Below are 16807 nucleotides of genomic sequence, written 5' to 3'. Positions count from 1 at the left end.
CCGGCACCTCGGGCACTTCCGGTACCTCGGGTACTTCCGGCACATCGGGTACTTCTGGTACGTCGGGCACTTCCGGCACTTCCGGCACTTCCGGCACCTCGGGTACTTCCGGTACCTCGGGCACTTCCGGCACTTCCGGCACTTCCGGCACCTCGGGCACTTCCGGCACGTCGGGCACCTCCGTCACCCCGCTCGGCAACGTCCTCCAGCAAACCGGCACGCTCGTCACCGCACTCGGCACGACGGTCGCGAACGGCGGGTCGCAGATCGGCGGCGTGCAGATTCCCGGCACGAACACGACGACGGCCACCAGCATCGGCAACGCGGTCACGAGCCTCGGCAACGGCGTGCAGTCGCTCGGCAACGGCGTCGCGGCCGGCCTCGGCTCGATCGGCGTGTCGCCGAACCCGCTCGGCCCGACGCTCACGTCGGCCACCGGTCTGCTGACCGGCGCCGGCGGCGCGGTCAACAACCTCGGCAACGCAGTGACGAGCCTCGGCAGCGGACCGCTGTCGCCGCTCGCGCCGGCGACGACCCTGGTCGGCGATCTCGTCAACACGGTCGGCACCGCGGTCAACTCGACGGCATCGGCGCTCAACACGGCGCTGAACAGCACGCCGGTCCAGCAACTCGAGACGCAGCTCGGCAGCGTGATCAACCCGATCACGAACACGCTGACCGGCGGAGTCACGACGCCTGGCGCCACGCAGACGCTCGGCAACGCGACCATGCTCGGCGCCCCGCTCAGCGGCCTGCTGAGCACGCTCGGCAGCGGCCTCGGCCTCGCCGGTTCGCAGGTCGGCAGCGCGACCGGCAACCCGGTCGGCACGAGCACCGGCAACAGCGTGTCCCAGCTCGGCAACACGGTGACGTCGGCCGGCGGCCTGCTGTCCAGCGGCAGCTCCAGCAGCGGCACCAACCCGCTCGCCCCGATTACCGGCCTCCTCGGTACGCTGACGGGCGGGCTCGGCGGCGGCAGCAGCTCGAGCGGTACGGGCGGCACCAGCGGGACGAGCGGGACCAGTGGTACCAGCGGCGGCCCGCTCGCGCCGATCACCGGCCTGCTCGGCACGGTGACGGGCGCGCTCGGCGGCCTCGGTTCGAGCGGCACGGGCAGCACCAGCGGGACCAGCGGCTCCGGTGCCGGCGGCCTGCTGGCGCCGGTCACCGGCCTGGTCAATTCGCTGACGCCGCTCGGTGCCAGCCTGACCGGCACGGTCACGACGCCCGGCGGCAGTCTGGTCGGCAACCTCGGCGGTGCGCTGACGAGCGGCCCGGTCGGCACGCTGACGGGTTCGCTGACGTCGACGGCCGGTGCGTTGGGCGCGGTCGGCACGGCCAGCCCGAGCGGCGCGGCCGGCACCGTGACGACGCCGTCCGGCAGCGGCACCGTCACGGCCGGCCTGACCGGCAGTTCGAACGGCACCACCACGAGCGGCGCGACCAACCTGCTCGCGCCGGTGACGAACCTGCTCGGTGGCCTGCTCGGCGCCACCCCGAAGAAGTAACGGTTCACGTATCAGAACCACAGGCCAATGGCCGGGCACATACCAATCCAAAGCCCGGCCGACGGCCGGCGCCACCCGCCAAGCGGGGGCGCCGGCCCTCATCCCGACGAGGATCCGATCATGAATTCCACGCTCGACGGCATCGCCGCGGTCCGGGACCGCCTGCCCCGTTCCGCCACGCCATTGCGCGCCGGCCTGCTCGGCATCGCGGCCGGCCTCTTCGCGCTGTGGATCACGCGTGACCAGCCGGCCCTCGACGCGGCCACGCGCGCCGTCATCGCCAGCCTCGCGATCATCGGCACGATCGCGCTGCACGAAATCTTCATCTCGCGCGTCTACCTGCGCCCGAGCGCGGGACTGTCGCGGCAGGCCGTGCGCCCGCTCGGGCTCGCCCGCGTCGCGACGCGCCTCGGCGCGCTGACGTCGATCTACGCCGGCATCGGCATGCTCTACTGGCTGCTGCCCGAATATCACGGCGCGTTCTACCTGCCGTTCTGGTCGCTGCTGCGCTCGCTCGCGCCGTACGTGATCGTCGCCGCGCCGTTCTACTTCGCGTGGATGGACCGCCACCAGCGCGAGACCGACGACGCGTACCTGCTGTGGGGCCGCTTCCTGTTCCGCCGCGAGAAGCCCGCGAGCTGGCAGCCCGTGCGCGAGATGCTCGCCGGCTGGGGCGTGAAGGCGTTCTTCCTGCCGCTGATGACCGTCTACCTGTCGAAGGACGCCGATCACCTGAGCGCATCGCTCACGCTCGCGATGCACGCGCCGATGACGATTGCGACCTTCGTGTTCCTGTACGACCTGTCGTTCACGATGGACCTGATGTTCGGCACCGTCGGCTACCTGTGCACGTTCCGCATCCTCGACAGCCACGTGCGCACCGTCGAGCCGACCACGCTCGGCTGGGTCGCCGCGCTGATGTGCTACCAGCCGTTCTGGTCGCTGATCTCGAACAACTACATCCGCTACGAAGGCTCGCTGTTCTGGGACAACTGGCTGCTGTCCGCGCCGACGCTGCGCGTTATCTGGGGCGCGGTGATCATCCTGCTGCTGATGACCTACGCGCTGTCGACGATCTCGTTCGGGCTGCGTTTCTCGAACCTCACGAACCGCGGGATCATCACGTCCGGCCCGTACCGCTTCACGAAGCATCCGGCGTACATCACGAAGAACCTGTCGTACTGGATGGTGTCGGTGCCGTTCGTCGAGCCGCTCGGCTGGCAGGTCGCGCTCATGCACTGCGCGGGGCTCGTCGCGGTCAACCTGATCTACTACACGCGAGCCAAGACGGAAGAACGGCATCTGATGCGCGATCCGGACTATCGCGCGTATGCGGAATGGATCGCGCAGCACGGGTTGTTCGCGCGGATCAGGCAGGCGTTCGGGGGGCAGCAGGCGGTGTGACGCAGCCACTGTCGGCCGGCCTGTCGTGCACGATGCGCGCGACGCCGGCCCGGCGCCCGATGCCGGCTGTCGGCTGTCGGCTGTCAGTCGAGCGGCCACGCAATGTCGACGATGGCCCACCGAAAGGCGCTTCGTCTCCGAATCCGAATGATGCGTGCCGGCCTGCACCCGGCATGGCGACGGCCCCCCTTGCGACCAATCGTCGCGAAACACGCCGATTCCCCGCGTTTCATCGCTTTTCACCCGCAGTCCGATTGCCCGCCCCATGCCTGTCGCGTATGGTGCTGACCGTTCGCGCGCGCCTGTCGCCCGGACCTCCGACCGTCGTCCCGCACGACGGCCGCGCGGGCCGTGCCCGCCGTCACCGTCTCCGCGGCACCGCCCTTCGGCGCCGCGCATTCATGAGGAGAGAGGCGTGATCCACAAAGTCCTGATCCTGTTCGCACTCTGCATCGCGGGCCTCGCCGCGATCGCCGCCGGTTTCCAGCACATCCCCGGCTGATTCGCGGCCCCGGCTCGCGCGTCGAGCCCGGGGGCCGCTTCCACGCCTTTTCCCCGTAGCGATGAACCCCTTTCTCGATGCGCCCGAGACGGGCGCCTTTTGCCATGCGTATCGACGTACAGCATTCCCAGCACGACATCGACGATGAACTCGACACGCTCTACGCGCGTCTGCACCAGCCAGGCCATCGCCTGCACGGCCTGCCGGCCGTCGCGCTCGGCGGCTCGGGCCTGATCGTCCGCCACCGCGAGGCGGACGGCGAATACTTCCTTTACGTCGAGGATCCGTCGGCCCGGCAGCTCGCCGGCTATACGATCTTCAACCGGCTGCCCGAACTCCCGCGCCGCGCGGACCGCTACCTGCGCGCGCCGCACACGCGGCTGCGCGGATCCGCGCAACGCAAGGGCCTCGCGACGACGCTGTATCGATGGGGACTCGACGCGGGCCTGTGCCTGATCAGCGGCGCACGGCAGTCGGTCGGCGCGGCGCAGCTGTGGACCGCGCTCGCGCATGACTACCGGCACGGCTTCGTCGACGTCGAAGGCCGCGCGCTGCGTTATCTCGGCGAAGCCGTCGCGGACCATGTGCACGGCGCGCTGCATACGCGCCGGTTGTTGCTCGGCAATGGATGGACGCTCGACGCCCTGGCGCGGGCAACCGGGATGACGGACGTCGCTGTTGCAAGGTGTCAGGACGTGAGGTTTCAGCAGGAGGGACGCGAACGCCCTCACCGGCGCGGTGCCGCCAACGCGCGTCACGCCGCCCGCGCGCCGATGCGATAATCCGTCGGACCCGCGCGACGCCGCCGCGCAAACCACCTGCCGACACGCTCCGCGATGGCTACCGAACCCCGAACCGATTCCGAACGCCGCATCGACATCGTCGCGCTGTGCGGCAGCCTGCGTGCGCAGTCGTATAACGCGGCGCTGCTGGATGCGGCAGCACGCGTCGCGCCGCGCGGGATGCGCATCACGCGCTTCGAGCGTCTCGGCGAGTTTCCGCTGTTCAATCCCGATGCCGAACATCCGTCGCCGGCCGCGGTGCGCGACCTGATCGAGCGGCTGAACGCCGCGGACGGCGTGCTGATCGCGAGCCCGGAATACGCGCACGGCGTGACGGGCGTGATGAAGAACGCGCTGGACTGGGTCGTGGGGTGCGAAGCCATCGTGTACAAACCGGTCGCGGTATTGAACGCGTCGCCGCGCGCGACGCATGCGGACGCGGCGCTGCGCGAAACGCTGTCGGTGATGTCGGCGTGCATCGTCGAGCGCGCGTCGATCACGCTGCCGATCCTCGGCAGCCAGCTCGATGCGGCGGGCATCGCCGCGCATCCGCCGTTCGCGGCGGTGCTGACCGATGCGTTGCTCGCGCTGCGCGCGGCGATCGACGAGCAGGCGCCGAGTCGCTAGACCACGACCGGCGCGGCGCAAAGCGCGCGTTATCGCGCCCTGGTGCGCGTGGTCTTCCTCGCGGGCTTCGCCGGCTTCCCGGCCTTCGCACGCGGCGCTTCCTTCTCCGGCTGCGCGCCGCCGCCGACCCGATCCTCGAGCCATGCCAGCGCATCGATATACGACAGGAATTGCTGCAGGTATTCCGGCGACAGCTCGCGCATCGTCGCGAGCGACCGATGCACGAGGCTGTTCGAATTGAGCGGCCCCGCGTTGCGCGGCACCTGGTCGAGCGACTGGCGGTACTGCTGTTCGGTCCGGACTTTCGACCACATCGTGCGGAAATAGTCGATCAGCTCGGGATCGACGCCGCGCCGGTCGGCCTGCGCATCGCGCGCGAGACGCTCGACGAGCCCGCCGAGCGCGCCGCGTGCGGGCGCCTGCGCGATGGCTTGCGCCATCTCGCTCGCGGCTGCCGCTTCACCGGCACGCGCGACGATTTCCGCAAAACCTTCCAGCAGCGTCGCGAGCCGCGCATCGAGCAACACGCGCGCGTCGCCGTCGAGCGCGGCCGCGCGCTTCTCGAGCGCATCGAGCCGATGGAAGCGCACCGGATCGAGCCGGTCGGCGCCCTGCTCGCGCCACGCGTCGAGCGTCGCGCGCACGTGCGTCGCGTCGTCCGTCACTTCGCCTTCCCTCCGCTCGATGCGGTCTTGCGCGGCACCGGCGCGATCTCCACGCGGCGATTCTTCGCGCGGCCTTCATCGTCCGCATTCGAGCTGACCGGCTGCTCGGAGCCGAACGCGGCCGCGAACACCGACGGCGCCGGCACGCCGGCGTCGATCAGCGCACGCGTGACCGTCAGCGCGCGCTTGGCCGACAGCTCCCAGTTGTCCGCGAACAGCCGGTTGCCGGCGCGCACCTGCTGGTCGTCGGCGAAGCCGCTGATCATCAGGATCTCGTCGCGCGTCTTCAGGTAAGCGGCCAGCGGCCCGGCCAGCGTCTTCAGCAGATCGCGGCCCTCGGGCTGCAGCTGGTCGGAGTTCAGTGCGAACAGCACGTTGCCGCTGATGCCGATCCGGCCGTTCACCAGCGTCACGCGGCCAGCCGCGAGCGGCCCGGCGAGCGCCTCTTCGAGCGACTTGCGCTGCTGCGCTTCCTGCTGGCGCGCATGCACGGCTTCCTCGAGCTTCGACGTGAGCTGCAACTGCATGCCGATCACGCCTACGAGGATCAGCACGAACGCACCGAGCAGCACCGACATCAGGTCGGCGAACGCGGGCCACACCGGCGCGGAAGGCGCGCCGTCGTCGATTTCGTCATGCATGCGTCACGCTCCGACCGATGCCCGCCGACCGGCGATCTGCTGCAGGTCCTCGACGATCTGCTTCTGCGACATCATGCTCAGGTCGATCACCTCGCGCGCCTGCGCGACGTAGTACTCGAGCTGCTCGTCGCTGCGCGCGAGCGACTTCTCCAGCGCGGCCTCGATGCGCTGCAGGTGGTTCAGCAGCTTGTCGTTCGATTCGCCGAATACCTGCACGGCCGTACCGAATGCATCGCCGAGGCTCGCGACCTCGACGGCGCCCGCCGTGACCTGCGCGGCCACCGAATCGAGCTTGCGCGTTTCGGCATCGACGGTATCGTTGAAGCGCGCGCCGACGCGATCGAGCAGGTCGGCCGACGTGCTGACGAGCGCGTCGATCGCGGTGCGCTGTTCGGTCGACGCGTGGTTGACCGCGCCGAGCAGCGTCTCGAGCGTCGCGAGCAGGCGGCTGCGTTCCTCCAGCATCGCGGTGTCGTGCACCAGGCTGTCGGACAGGCGCTGGCGCAACTCGGCGACGACGTCGGCCGCGGCCTTCGGCGCTTCCGACGCGGCCTGCACGAGGCGCGAGATCTCGTTGATCGTGTCGCTTGCGTGCACCTGCGCCTGCGCGGTGATGTCGTTCGCGGTGCGGGTCAGCGTGTCGCAGATGTCCTGCTGGCGTGTCGCGGCCTGTGCGCTCGTCTGCGCCCACTCGTCGCGCAGCGCGGCAGCCATCGCGGCGAGCGAGTCGTTCCACGCGGACAGGCGTTCTTCGTCGCGCGCGGCCAGTTGCGTCTGCAGGCCCGTGTGCGATTCGCGGATCGTCGACAGCAGGTCGTTCGAGCGTTGTTCGAATGTTGACGCTTGTGCGGTCAAATCGCGCGTCGTCCGTGCAAGCGCGTCGCAGATTTCCTGCTGACGGCCCGCGCTGTGCACGCCCGCGCGCTGCCATTCGTCGCCGAGCTTCGTTGCCATTGCCGCGAGCGAATCATTCCATGCGGACAGGCGTTCTTCGTCGCGCGCGGCCAGTTGCGTCTGCAGGCCCGTGTGCGATTCGCGGATCGTCGACAGCAGGTCGTTCGAGCGTTGTTCGAACGTTGTCGCTTGTGCGGTCAGATCGCGCGTCGTCCGTGCAAGCGCGTCGCAGATTTCCTGCTGACGGCCTGCACTGTGCACGCCTGCGCGTTGCCATTCGTCGCCGAGCTTCGTTGCCATTGCCGCCAGCGAGTCGTTCCATGCCGACAGGCGTTCTTCGTCGCGTGCGGCCAGTTGCGTCTGCAGCCCCGTATGCGATTCGCGGATCGTCGACAGCAGCTCGTTCGAGCATTGTTCGAACGTAGACGCTTGTGCGGTCAGATCGCGCGTCGTCTGTGCAAGCGCGTCGCAGATTTCTTGCTGACGGCCCGCGCTGTGCACGCCCGCGCGCTGCCATTCGTCGCCGAGCTTCGTCGCCATTGCCGCAAGCGAGTCGTTCCATGCCGACAGGCGTTCTTCATCGCGTGCGGCCAGTTGCGTCTGCAGGCCCGTATGCGAATCGCGAATCGTCGACAGCAGGTCGTTCGAGCGTTGTTCGAACGTAGACGCTTGTGCGGTCAGATCGCGCGTCGTCTGTGCAAGCGCGTCGCAGATTTCCTGCTGACGGCCCGCACTGTGCACGCCCGCGCGTTGCCATTCGTCGCCGAGCTTCGAGGCCATCGCGGTCAGCGAAGCATGCCATGCCGACAGGCGCTCCTCGTCGCGCGCGGCCAGTTGCGTCTGCAGCCCCGCCTGCGACTCGCGCATCGCGTCGAGCGTCGCGGCCGAATGCCGCTCGAACGTCGCGGCGGCTTCGCCCAGCGCCTGCGCATGCTGGCCGGCCAGCGTCTCGCCGACCTGCTCCTGACGCGCGAGCGCGTCGCGCCATGCGTCGGACAGGCGGCGTTCGGTCGATTCGAGGCGCGTCGCGACGCCGTCGAGCAGGTCCGTCGAGCGCTGCGCGAAGGTGTCGGTGAACTGGCCGAGCGTCGTCTGCAACTGCTGCGCGACGGCGTCGCCCGCGCGGCGCTGCTCGTCGAGCGCGCGGTTCCATACGGCCGTCACGTTCCCGGTGGTCTTCTCGAAACCGTCCGTCAGCCCGTCGAGCTGACGTTGCACCGCACCCGTCACCGTGTCGCGCAGCGCGGCCATCTCCTGCGCGAGCCCCGTCATCGTCGCCGCGACGACCGGCTGCAGCGCGGCACCGGCCACGCGCGCGCTCTCGGCGGCACTTTCCTTCAGCGCATCGCCGACGTTCGATGCCAGGCCCGCATACGCGCGCTCGGTGCGATCGAAGAACGCCTGCTGGCTTTCGATCTGGCGATCGTGCAGCGCAACGCTGCGCGCCTCGAGCGTCGTCATCATCGTCTGCAGCCGGTCGACCAGCGCCGGCATCACGTCGGCCTGGCGCTGCAGCAGCCGGAACGATTCGTCGCGCTGGTGCGCGGACGAATGCACGCGCAGCGTCGTCGCGATCCTCGCGTCGAGCTGCTGGCCCGCGTCGATCCGTTCGCGGCGCACGAGCGCGGACAGGAGGCCGAGCATCGCGGACGTCGCGACGCCCGCGATCGACGTGCCGAACGCGAAGCCGAGGCCCTTCACCGGCGCGATCAGCGAGGCGCGGATCGCGTCGAGGTCGGTCGCGCTTTCAAGCGCGGCGCCCGTGCCCTTCAGCGTCACGACCATCCCGAGCAGCGTGCCGAGCATGCCGAGCAGCACGAGCAGGCCGACGAGATACGGCGTCAGCGACGGGCCCGGCAGCGCGACGCGCGCGCCTTCGACACGCGCACGCACGGCGCCGCGCAGGCCCGGGGGCAGCGTATCGAGCCACGTGTCGAGCCGCGCCGGCGGTTCGGTCAGGCCGGCCACCGCGCGCGACAGCGTGGCGGTCGCCTGCCGGTAGCGCAGCAGTTCCCACGCGCCGGCGACGTAGCACGCGCCGATCAGCAGCGTGACGGCCGTCGCGAGCGGGTTCGACGCGACATAGCCGACGCCGATCCAGCACACTGCGAGCAAACCGGCGATGAAGACAACGAGATCAAGACGAATTCTGGACATAGCGTAGGGATTAGCAGGTACGAAGGGCCGCGAGCAGCCCGTCTACCGTTTGAAACCGGACTTCGAGCTCGGCGAGCAGGATGCTTTGCATCTCGTCGCGGAACGTGTCGAGCCACGTGCCGGGCGCGAGCGCCGCGGCGGATGGCGCGTCGGCATCGGCGTCGGCCGCCGCTTGCGCGTCGGCCAGCGCCTGCCGCTCCGCGTCGCGCAGCCGCTCGAAGCGCGTGCCGAGCAGCGCGGGCACGGCGGACAGCAGGCTGCGCTCGCGCGCGCCGAGCACGCGCTCCATGATCGCGTCGAGCGTCGCGAGCCTCGCCATGCCGGACGAGCGCGCGGCGAGCGCGACCCGCAAGCGGCCGCGCAACTGGCCGATCGCGGTCTCCATCTCCTGCTGCAGGGACAGACAGCGCTGGCGGAAGTCCGCGAAGTCGGCCGTGTCGGCGGGCGGCGGCGGCATCTCGCCGGGGCGCCGCCGCGGGCGCGGGCGGTGGGCGGCCGTGATCGCCTGCGCGAGGTCGTGGCGCACGCGCGCGCAGTCGCGCTCGGCATCGTAACCGCGCACGCCGGCCGCGACGCCGGGCGGGTTCGCATTCAGCGCGGACGACAGCGTGATCGCGTCGGTCCAGCCGAGCCACTGGCTCAGGCGGTCCGACAGCGCCTGCCGGGATTCCGCGACGTCGGCATCGGTCAGGCGCGCGAGCAGCCGGACGAGCGTCGGGCCGCTCAGTGCCGGGCGCGGGGGAGCTTGCACCATGCTGCAAACCATCAAAAAAGGCAGCAGTTTACACGTCGTCGGGTAGTCGACCGCCAGAATCGGGAAAGCGCCCCGGCCCGGCATGCCGCGCAACCGGCGCGAACGCCCGCCGCACAAGGCTCGCACGCCGGTCGCCAGGCTGGCGGACCGCGCCGGCGCGGCCCTGGCGACGCACCCGGCCGCCTTCCGGGGCCGCCCGGGGCGGCGCCGGTCCGGGCCGGCCCTGGTCGCCCGCCTGCGATTTCGTCACGGACGTGCGGTACCATCGCGACACCCGCCACGCGATCGCGCCCCCAAGCGGGCCCGCGCCGCCATGCAACCGGCGCACGGTCCGCCGGACGCGTGACGGATATCCGGCCGATACCCGCGGGTCGCAGGCAGCGCCCCGGAAGACCGGTGCCGCCGCCCATGACAACGTCAGACTGATAACAGACGGGCCCGCCCGACCGCACACGATGATTTCCGACTTCGTCGCGCGCCTGCGCGAGCGTTTCAGCAAATCGCCGACCCGGCAGGACTTCGCCGAACGCCTGATCGCCGCGCTGCGCGCAACCGGCGACACGCGCGAGTGGCTTCACGATGACGACAAGGGCCGCCTCGTGCAGGCGGATGTCTCGTCGAACATCATCAACCTGCACAACCTGTTCCGCGACTACGCGGATGCGAAGCCGGCCGAGCGCGAAGCGACGCTGAAGCGCCAGGCGAACGCGATGATGCAGCACGAGATTCCGGCGAACTTCGCGGACGTCCGCGCGCGGCTGCGCCCCGTGATCCGCAGCGCGACCGAGCGCGGCGTGGTCGCGCTGCAGCTCGCCGGACAGCCCGGCGCGTCGGAGGTCGCGTTCCGGCCGCTGTGCGAGAACCTCGAGATCGGCATCGCGTACGACGGTGAATTCAGCGTCGCGCGGCTGACGACCGCGCGGCTCGCCGAATGGGGCGTCAGCTTCGACACTGCGTGCGACATCGCGATCGACAACCTGCGCGGCGCGTCGTCCGCGCCGTGGGCCGCGTTGCGCGACGGCGTGTTCCTGTCGCAGTTCGGCGACTACTACGACGCGGCGCGGCTGCTGCTGACCGACCTGCTGCACCGCCAGCCGATCTCCGGCGCGCCGGTCGTGATGGCGCCGAACCGGGCCGTGCTGCTGCTCACCGGCGACCGCAACGCGGCCGGGCTCGCGACGATGGTCGAACTCGCCGAACAGGCGCGCGCGCAACCGCGTCCGCTGCCGCCGCTGATGCTGCGCTGGGACGGCGCCGCGTGGCGGAATTTCATCCCGGCAGGGCTGGAAGCGAAGCTGCACGCGCTGCGCGTGGACGAACTCGCCGGTGATTACCAGGATCAGCGGACGCTGCTGAACGGCCTGCACAAGCGGGACGGCACCGACATCTTCGTGGCCACGTACACCGTGTACCGGCGGCAGAACGGCGAGCTGTTCAGCGTCGGCGTGTGGACCGACGGCGTGCCGACGCTGCTGCCCGAGACGGACATCGTCGTGCTGTACCGCGAAGCGACACGGCAGTCGGCCCACGTGCCGATGGCCGCGCTGCGCGACGCATGCGGCGACCTGATGACGGCCACCGCGCATCGGCCGGTGCGGTATGAAGTGACGGCGTTTCCGGACGACACCCTGTTCGCGGCCCTGATCGAGCGGTTTCCGGCGGTGTGACGCGCGCGCGTCGAGCGGGGGCCGTGCGTCGGGGCCGTGGATCGGCGCCGCCATGTGCCGGAATGAGCGGCCGTGGCGGCATGCACTGCGGGAATGAAACGGCGGTGCGCCCGGGCGGCACCGCCCGTCGTCAGATCCCCGCCTTTGGCGCGTTCAGGATCAGCCGCAGCCCGAGCAGCGTGATCGCGCCGGCCGCGACGCGGTCGACCCATTTCTTCGCGCGCAGGTAGAGCTCGCGCGGCCGGCGGGTCGAGAAGCACAGCGCGACGATCGTGTACCAGCCGAACTCGACGCCGAACACGAGCGGCGGCAGCGCCAGGTAGCACCACAGCGGCGGATGCTGCGGCAACAGCGCCGCGAAGATGCTGCCGTACCAGATCGCCGTCTTCGGGTTGCTCAGCTGGGTCGTGAGGCCGGTCCAGAACGACTTGCGCGCGCTGCCGGCGACGACGGCCTGCGGGTCGTCCATCGCGATCGGCCGGTCGGCGCCGCGCCAGATCTTCGACGCCATGTAGATCAGGTACGCGCCGCCCGCCACCTTGAGCCCCACATACAGCCATTCGACCGCCTGCAGCAGCGTGTAGAGCCCGGCCAGCGCGACGCCGCCGAACGCGATTCCGCCGACGCCCATGCCGAGCGCGGTAGCCAGCCCGTCGCGGCGTGACAGCCCGATCGAATTGCGGGCGACCAGCACGAAACTCGGGCCCGGGATCATCGCGCCAAGCCACAGCGCGGCCAGAATGGCGAGTACGGCAGCCGATGCAGTCATCGAAGTCTCCTTGTCAGCGACGCCGAAGCGCCGGCGCCTGCGTGTCGATTTCCGACGGTGAAGCCGATGATTCTGGCACGCTTCGCGGGCCGCCGAAAGCGCCCGTGCGCTGCTATGCTGGCTGCCGTTCCCGCCACCCCGCCCCGCTACCGATGATCGAAATCCGCGCCGCCCGCTATCCCGACGATGCCGCCGTCGTCGAAGCGATCTTCCGCGAGTACATCGCGAGCCCGACCGTCAGCCTCGCGTTCCAGGACTACGAGCCTGAACTCGCCGCGCTGCCCGGCAAATACGCGGCGCCGCGCGGGCAATTGCTGCTCGCATGGCACGGCGAGCGCGCCGTCGGCTGCGCGGCGTTTCGCGAAATCGACGCGACGACGTGCGAGATGAAGCGCGTGTACGTGCGCCCCGAAGCGCGCGGGCTGAACGTCGGCCGGCAGCTCGTCGAACGGCTGCTGCGCGATGCGAAGGCGGCCGGCTATGCGCGGATGTGTCTCGACGTGCTGCCCGAATTCGTCGCCGCAAGGCAGCTGTATGGTTCGCTCGGCTTCACGCCCGCGCCGCCCGTTGCATTCAATCCGGTGCCTGGCACCGCGTTTCTCGGGCGGGATCTGTGATGCGCGCGCCGGCCGAGGCGGCCCGTCGGGCCCTCGTTTCGCTGCTCGCCGCGTGGTGCTGCCATACGCAGGCAGCGCCGGCGCTGCCGCCGTCGATCGCCGCGCAACTGCCCGCCGGCTATCGGCCGTTCGTCGCGCAGCAAGGGCCGGCACTCGACAACGGGCTGCACAGCCTGCTCGTCGTCGTGCATCGCGCGAACGATACGCGCGAGCAGCCTTCGCCGCGTCCGCTCCTGATCTACGAGGAACAGGCGGACCACACCTATCGGCTCGCCGCGCGCAACGATGTCGTCGTGCTGCGTGCGAACGATGCGCTGCAATGCGACCCGTTCGATCCGGAAGATGCCGCCGACGGCGGGATCGCCGTGAAGGGGCGCTATTTCACGGTGCAGAACGACGTTGCATGCGGCCAGCACTGGAGCGACTACGTGACGTTCCGCTACGACCCGCGCACGCACGGCTGGCGCTTTTCCAGCCAGATCCATACCGAATCGTTTCCGCTCGACCCCGACAAACCCGATTTCGTCAGCACGGTGCGTGCCGATGCACGCAAGCCGGTGTCGTTCGATCAGTGGATGCGCAAGGAATAGAACCGGCACGCCGCACGCAGCAACACGGGTGCCGGCCCCTCCTTCAACGCGCGCCGGCCCCGCCGGGCAGCACTCGCCTGCACACGCGAACCGGTCTACCATGGACGCTCGTCGCCGTTCGGGCACGCGCCGTCGCGGCATGCGGCTTGCGCGTGCACGCTTCCCACGTTGAACCCGCGCAGGAGGACGTCATGACGCAACACTTCGACGCGATCGTCATCGGCACCGGGCAAGCCGGGCCGCCGCTCGCCGCACGGCTCTCGGGCGCCGGCATGAAAGTCGCGATCGTCGAACGCGGCCGCTTCGGCGGCACCTGCGTGAACACCGGCTGCATTCCGACCAAGACGCTGATCGCGAGCGCATACGCCGCGCAGCTCGCGCGGCGCGCGGAAGAATATGGCGTATCGGTCGGCCCCGTCAGCGTCGACATGAAGGCCGTGAAGGCGCGCAAGGACCTGATCGCCGGCCGCTCGAACCACGGCGTCGAGCAATGGGTGCGCGGACTCGACAACACGACCGTGTTTCAGGGTCATGCCCGATTCGAGCGCCCCGACGCCGTGCGCGTGGGCGACGAGCTGCTCGAGGCCGACCGCATCTTCATCAACGTCGGCGGGCGCGCGCAGATCCCGCCGATGCCCGGCCTCGACTCGGTGCCGTACCTGACCAACGCGACGATGATGGACGTCGACTTCCTGCCCGGGCATCTCGTGATCATCGGCGGCAGCTACGTCGGGCTCGAATTCGGTCAGATGTATCGTCGCTTCGGCTCGAAGGTCACGATCGTCGAGAAAGGTTCGCGCCTGATCCATCGCGAAGACGAGGACGTGTCGCAGGCCGTGCGCGAGGTGCTCGCGAACGAAGGCATCGACGTGCAGCTCGACGCGAACTGCCTGAACGCGCGGCGCGACGGCGACGGCATCGTGGTCGGCCTCGATTGTGCGGGCGGCGGCCGCGAGGTCGCCGGCTCGCACCTGCTGCTCGCGGTCGGCCGCGTGCCGAACACCGGCGATCTCGGGCTCGAGCAGGCCGGTGTCGCGACCGACTCGCGCGGCTACATCACGGTCGACGACCAGTTGCGCACCAACGTGCCCGGCATCTGGGCGCTCGGCGACTGCAACGGGCGCGGCGCGTTCACGCACACCGCGTACAACGACTACGAGATCGTCGCCGCGAACCTGCTCGACGACGATCCGCGCAAGGTATCGGACCGCATCACCGCGTACGCGATGTACGTCGATCCACCGCTCGGCCGCGTCGGCATGACGCTCGCGGAAGCGAAGCAGACCGGCCGCCGGCTGCTGGTCGGCACGCGGCCGATGACGCGCGTCGGCCGCGCGGTCGAAAAAGGCGAGAGCCAGGGCTTCATGAAAGTGATCGTCGACGCGGACAGCCATGCGATTCTCGGCGCGTCGATCCTCGGAGTGACCGGCGACGAGGTCGTGCACGGGTTGCTCGACGTGATGGCCGCCGGCGCGCCTTACACGACGATCAGCCGCGCGATGCACATCCACCCGACGGTGTCGGAACTTCTGCCGACGCTGCTGCAGGACCTGCATCCGGTCGACTGAAGGACGGCCGGGGGCGCGCATATTCCGCGCGCCCCGTTCGTGCATGCGTTGTCCGCGTCGCACCCGAGATCACGGGCGACGCGCAACGGCTCGAACGCGCGAAGCGCTTCATCGTCGACGGGCTCGCGGCCGGCGCGCTGAAGCCGTCGATCGACCGCACGTTCGCGTTCGACGACATCGCCGAAGCCCATCGGTACATGGAAGCCGGCGCGCAGGTCGGCAAGATCGTCGTTACCGTCCGAGCGTTGGCGCGTCGGGCCTGCCGGCCGGAAACGGCGGCACGCCCGGCGCGCCATCGCATTCCGCACTGATATCCAGTCGAATATTTAATTTTCACCCGGGCAAGCGCGCCTTTACCCTTTCGGCATCGCATCACAGGGCCACCGGCCCCTTCTGGAGCATTCCGATGACCGACCCCGGCACCGCGCAAGCCGTTCCCCGCCCGCACGCGGCTTCCGTATCCTGCGGCGCGCTCGCGCTGCTGGTGCTGGCCGGCCTCAACCTGCGCCCGTTCCTGACCGCGTTCGGCCCCGTGCTCGATCTCGTGCGCGCCGACACCGGCCTCGGTTTTCGTGCGGCCGCGCTGCTGACCACGCTGCCGTTCGTGCTGATGGGCGTGGTCGCCGGCATCGGCGTCGGGCTCGCGCGGCGCGTCGGCGAACAGCGCGCGCTGGCCGCCGCGCTGGCGCTGATCGCCGCGGGTTGCGCCGCGCGCCTGTGGACCGGCGGCAGCACCGGTCTGGTCGTCACGTCGATCGTCGCGGGCGCGGGCGTCGCGGTAGTGCAGTCGCTCGCGCCCGGTCTGGCAAAGCGCTGGTTCGTCGACCGGCTGCCGCTCGCGATGGGGCTCTATTCGGCCGCGCTGGTCGGCGGCGGCGCGTTCGGCGCGGTCGCGAGCCCGTGGCTCGCCGCGCACGGCGGCTGGCATCTGTCGCTCGCCGTCTGGGCCGTGCCCGCGCTCGTCACGCTCGCGCTGTGGCGCGCGAAGGCGCCGCGCGACGCGATGCATGCCGCGGCGGCATCGGCGCCCGTCGCCGCGTTCGTGCGGATTCCGCGTGCCTGGCAGCTCGCGCTGTTCTTCGGCCTCAGCAACAGCGGCTACGCGAGCCTCGTCGCATGGCTGCCCGCGTTCTATCGCAGCGTCGGCATGAGCGCGCAGGCGAGCGGCAACCTGCTCGCATGGATGGCGCTGTTCCAGGCGGCCGGCGCGCTCGCGATGCCGTTGCTCGCGAAACGTTCGCACGATCGCCGGCCGATGCTGTGGCTCACGCTCGCGTTGCAGGCCGCCGGCTTCGCCGGCTTCGCGACGATGCCCGCGCTCGCGCCGTGGCTGTGGGTCGCGAGCGTCGGCGTCGGGCTCGGCGGCTTCTTCTCGATGAGCCTGATCGTCACGCTCGACCATCTGTCCGACGCGCGGCGCGCGGGCGCGCTCGCCGCGTTCGTGCAGGGCGTCGGCTTCCTGACCGTCGCCGCGAGCCCCTGGCTGATCGGCTGGCTGCGCGACGCGGGCGGCGGCTTCGCGATCGCGTGGTGGATGCATCTCGCCGTGATCGCGTCGATGGCCGCGTTGAACGCCGCGTTCTCGCCCGCCGGCTACCGGCACGGCATGGCGCGCCTCATCGGCGCCGCGCGCTGAAACCGCACGACCGGAAGCCCTGACCG

At 70.3% G+C, this 16807-nt stretch carries 14 protein-coding genes and 2 pseudogenes; 10 read left to right on the top strand and 6 right to left on the bottom strand.

All coding sequences use genetic code 11. From position 1 onward, the window contains the following. Positions 1 to 316 (bottom strand): annotated as a pseudogene (locus tag DIE21_RS38200) (highly repetitive protein); the annotation flags it as partial. On the opposite strand from DIE21_RS38200, the gene DIE21_RS32190 reads away from it, so the two are divergent. The 4 genes from DIE21_RS32190 to DIE21_RS32175 all read left to right on the top strand — a co-directional run bounded on the left by DIE21_RS32190 (position 276) and on the right by DIE21_RS32175 (position 4823). Then, a complete protein-coding gene (locus DIE21_RS32190; protein ID WP_124501466.1) occupies positions 276 to 1508 on the top strand; it encodes a collagen-like triple helix repeat-containing protein in 1233 nt (410 codons plus the stop codon). The pseudogene DIE21_RS38200 and the gene DIE21_RS32190 overlap by 41 nt on opposite strands. A gap of 120 nt (positions 1509 to 1628) precedes the next feature. After that, positions 1629 to 2912 (top strand): isoprenylcysteine carboxylmethyltransferase family protein, encoded by a 1284-nt coding sequence (locus DIE21_RS32185; protein WP_124501465.1) that lies wholly within the window; start codon positions 1629 to 1631, stop codon positions 2910 to 2912. A 606-nt stretch (positions 2913 to 3518) separates the two neighbouring features. Next, the gene (locus DIE21_RS32180) at positions 3519 to 4196 is read left to right on the top strand and encodes a histone acetyltransferase (protein ID WP_185642882.1); all 678 of its coding nucleotides are present in this window, start codon (positions 3519 to 3521) and stop codon (positions 4194 to 4196) included. Between the two features lie 54 nt (positions 4197 to 4250). Next, positions 4251 to 4823, top strand: a complete 573-nt coding sequence (locus DIE21_RS32175; RefSeq protein ID WP_124501463.1) for an NADPH-dependent FMN reductase — start codon at positions 4251 to 4253, stop codon at positions 4821 to 4823. A gap of 29 nt (positions 4824 to 4852) precedes the next feature. On the opposite strand, the gene DIE21_RS32170 is transcribed toward DIE21_RS32175, so the two are convergent. Genes DIE21_RS32170 through DIE21_RS32155 form a run of 4 tightly spaced genes read right to left on the bottom strand, consistent with a single transcriptional unit; the run spans position 4853 to position 9934 of the window. Then, complete coding sequence (locus DIE21_RS32170; protein ID WP_124501462.1) at positions 4853 to 5488, bottom strand: DUF2894 domain-containing protein; 636 nt, start codon at positions 5486 to 5488, stop codon at positions 4853 to 4855. Then, positions 5485 to 6129, bottom strand: coding sequence for an OmpA family protein (locus tag DIE21_RS32165; protein ID WP_124501461.1), 645 nt, complete (start codon positions 6127 to 6129; stop codon positions 5485 to 5487). The genes DIE21_RS32170 and DIE21_RS32165 overlap by 4 nt, the downstream gene beginning before the upstream one ends. A gap of 3 nt (positions 6130 to 6132) precedes the next feature. Next, positions 6133 to 9180, bottom strand: a complete 3048-nt coding sequence (locus DIE21_RS32160; protein ID WP_124501460.1) for a DUF802 domain-containing protein — start codon at positions 9178 to 9180, stop codon at positions 6133 to 6135. A 10-nt stretch (positions 9181 to 9190) separates the two neighbouring features. Then, positions 9191 to 9934, bottom strand: coding sequence for a DUF3348 domain-containing protein (locus DIE21_RS32155; protein ID WP_124501459.1), 744 nt, complete (start codon positions 9932 to 9934; stop codon positions 9191 to 9193). 455 nt (positions 9935 to 10389) lie between these two features. Here DIE21_RS32155 and DIE21_RS32150 point away from each other — a divergent pair, with 455 nt between their 5' ends. Then, on the top strand, positions 10390 to 11601 hold the full coding sequence (locus tag DIE21_RS32150; protein ID WP_124501458.1) for a hypothetical protein: 1212 nt from the start codon (positions 10390 to 10392) through the stop codon (positions 11599 to 11601). A gap of 130 nt (positions 11602 to 11731) precedes the next feature. Here DIE21_RS32150 and DIE21_RS32145 read toward each other — a convergent pair whose 3' ends face one another. After that, on the bottom strand, positions 11732 to 12370 hold the full coding sequence (locus tag DIE21_RS32145) for a LysE family translocator (protein ID WP_044845331.1): 639 nt from the start codon (positions 12368 to 12370) through the stop codon (positions 11732 to 11734). 152 nt (positions 12371 to 12522) lie between these two features. On the opposite strand from DIE21_RS32145, the gene DIE21_RS32140 reads away from it, so the two are divergent. The 5 genes and pseudogenes from DIE21_RS32140 (at position 12523) to DIE21_RS32120 (ending at position 16781) form a co-directional block, all read left to right on the top strand. After that, positions 12523 to 12987, top strand: coding sequence for a GNAT family N-acetyltransferase (locus tag DIE21_RS32140; protein WP_124501457.1), 465 nt, complete (start codon positions 12523 to 12525; stop codon positions 12985 to 12987). Then, positions 12987 to 13577, top strand: coding sequence for a hypothetical protein (locus tag DIE21_RS32135; RefSeq protein ID WP_124501456.1), 591 nt, complete (start codon positions 12987 to 12989; stop codon positions 13575 to 13577). The genes DIE21_RS32140 and DIE21_RS32135 overlap by 1 nt, the downstream gene beginning before the upstream one ends. 191 nt (positions 13578 to 13768) lie before the next feature. Further along, positions 13769 to 15145: an FAD-containing oxidoreductase gene (locus DIE21_RS32130; RefSeq protein WP_124501455.1), complete on the top strand. Its 1377-nt coding sequence runs from the start codon at positions 13769 to 13771 to the stop codon at positions 15143 to 15145. Between the two features lie 65 nt (positions 15146 to 15210). Continuing rightward, positions 15211 to 15384, top strand: a pseudogene (locus tag DIE21_RS32125) (zinc-binding dehydrogenase); the annotation flags it as partial. 167 nt (positions 15385 to 15551) lie between these two features. After that, on the top strand, positions 15552 to 16781 hold the full coding sequence (locus DIE21_RS32120) for a cyanate transporter (RefSeq protein WP_124501454.1): 1230 nt from the start codon (positions 15552 to 15554) through the stop codon (positions 16779 to 16781). Positions 16782 to 16807: the final 26 nt, after the last annotated feature.

This window comes from Burkholderia sp. Bp9140 (assembly GCF_003853425.1).
In the GTDB taxonomy this organism is placed as follows: Bacteria; Pseudomonadota; Gammaproteobacteria; order Burkholderiales; family Burkholderiaceae; genus Burkholderia.
This window is presented reverse-complemented; position numbering and strand designations above follow the sequence as displayed.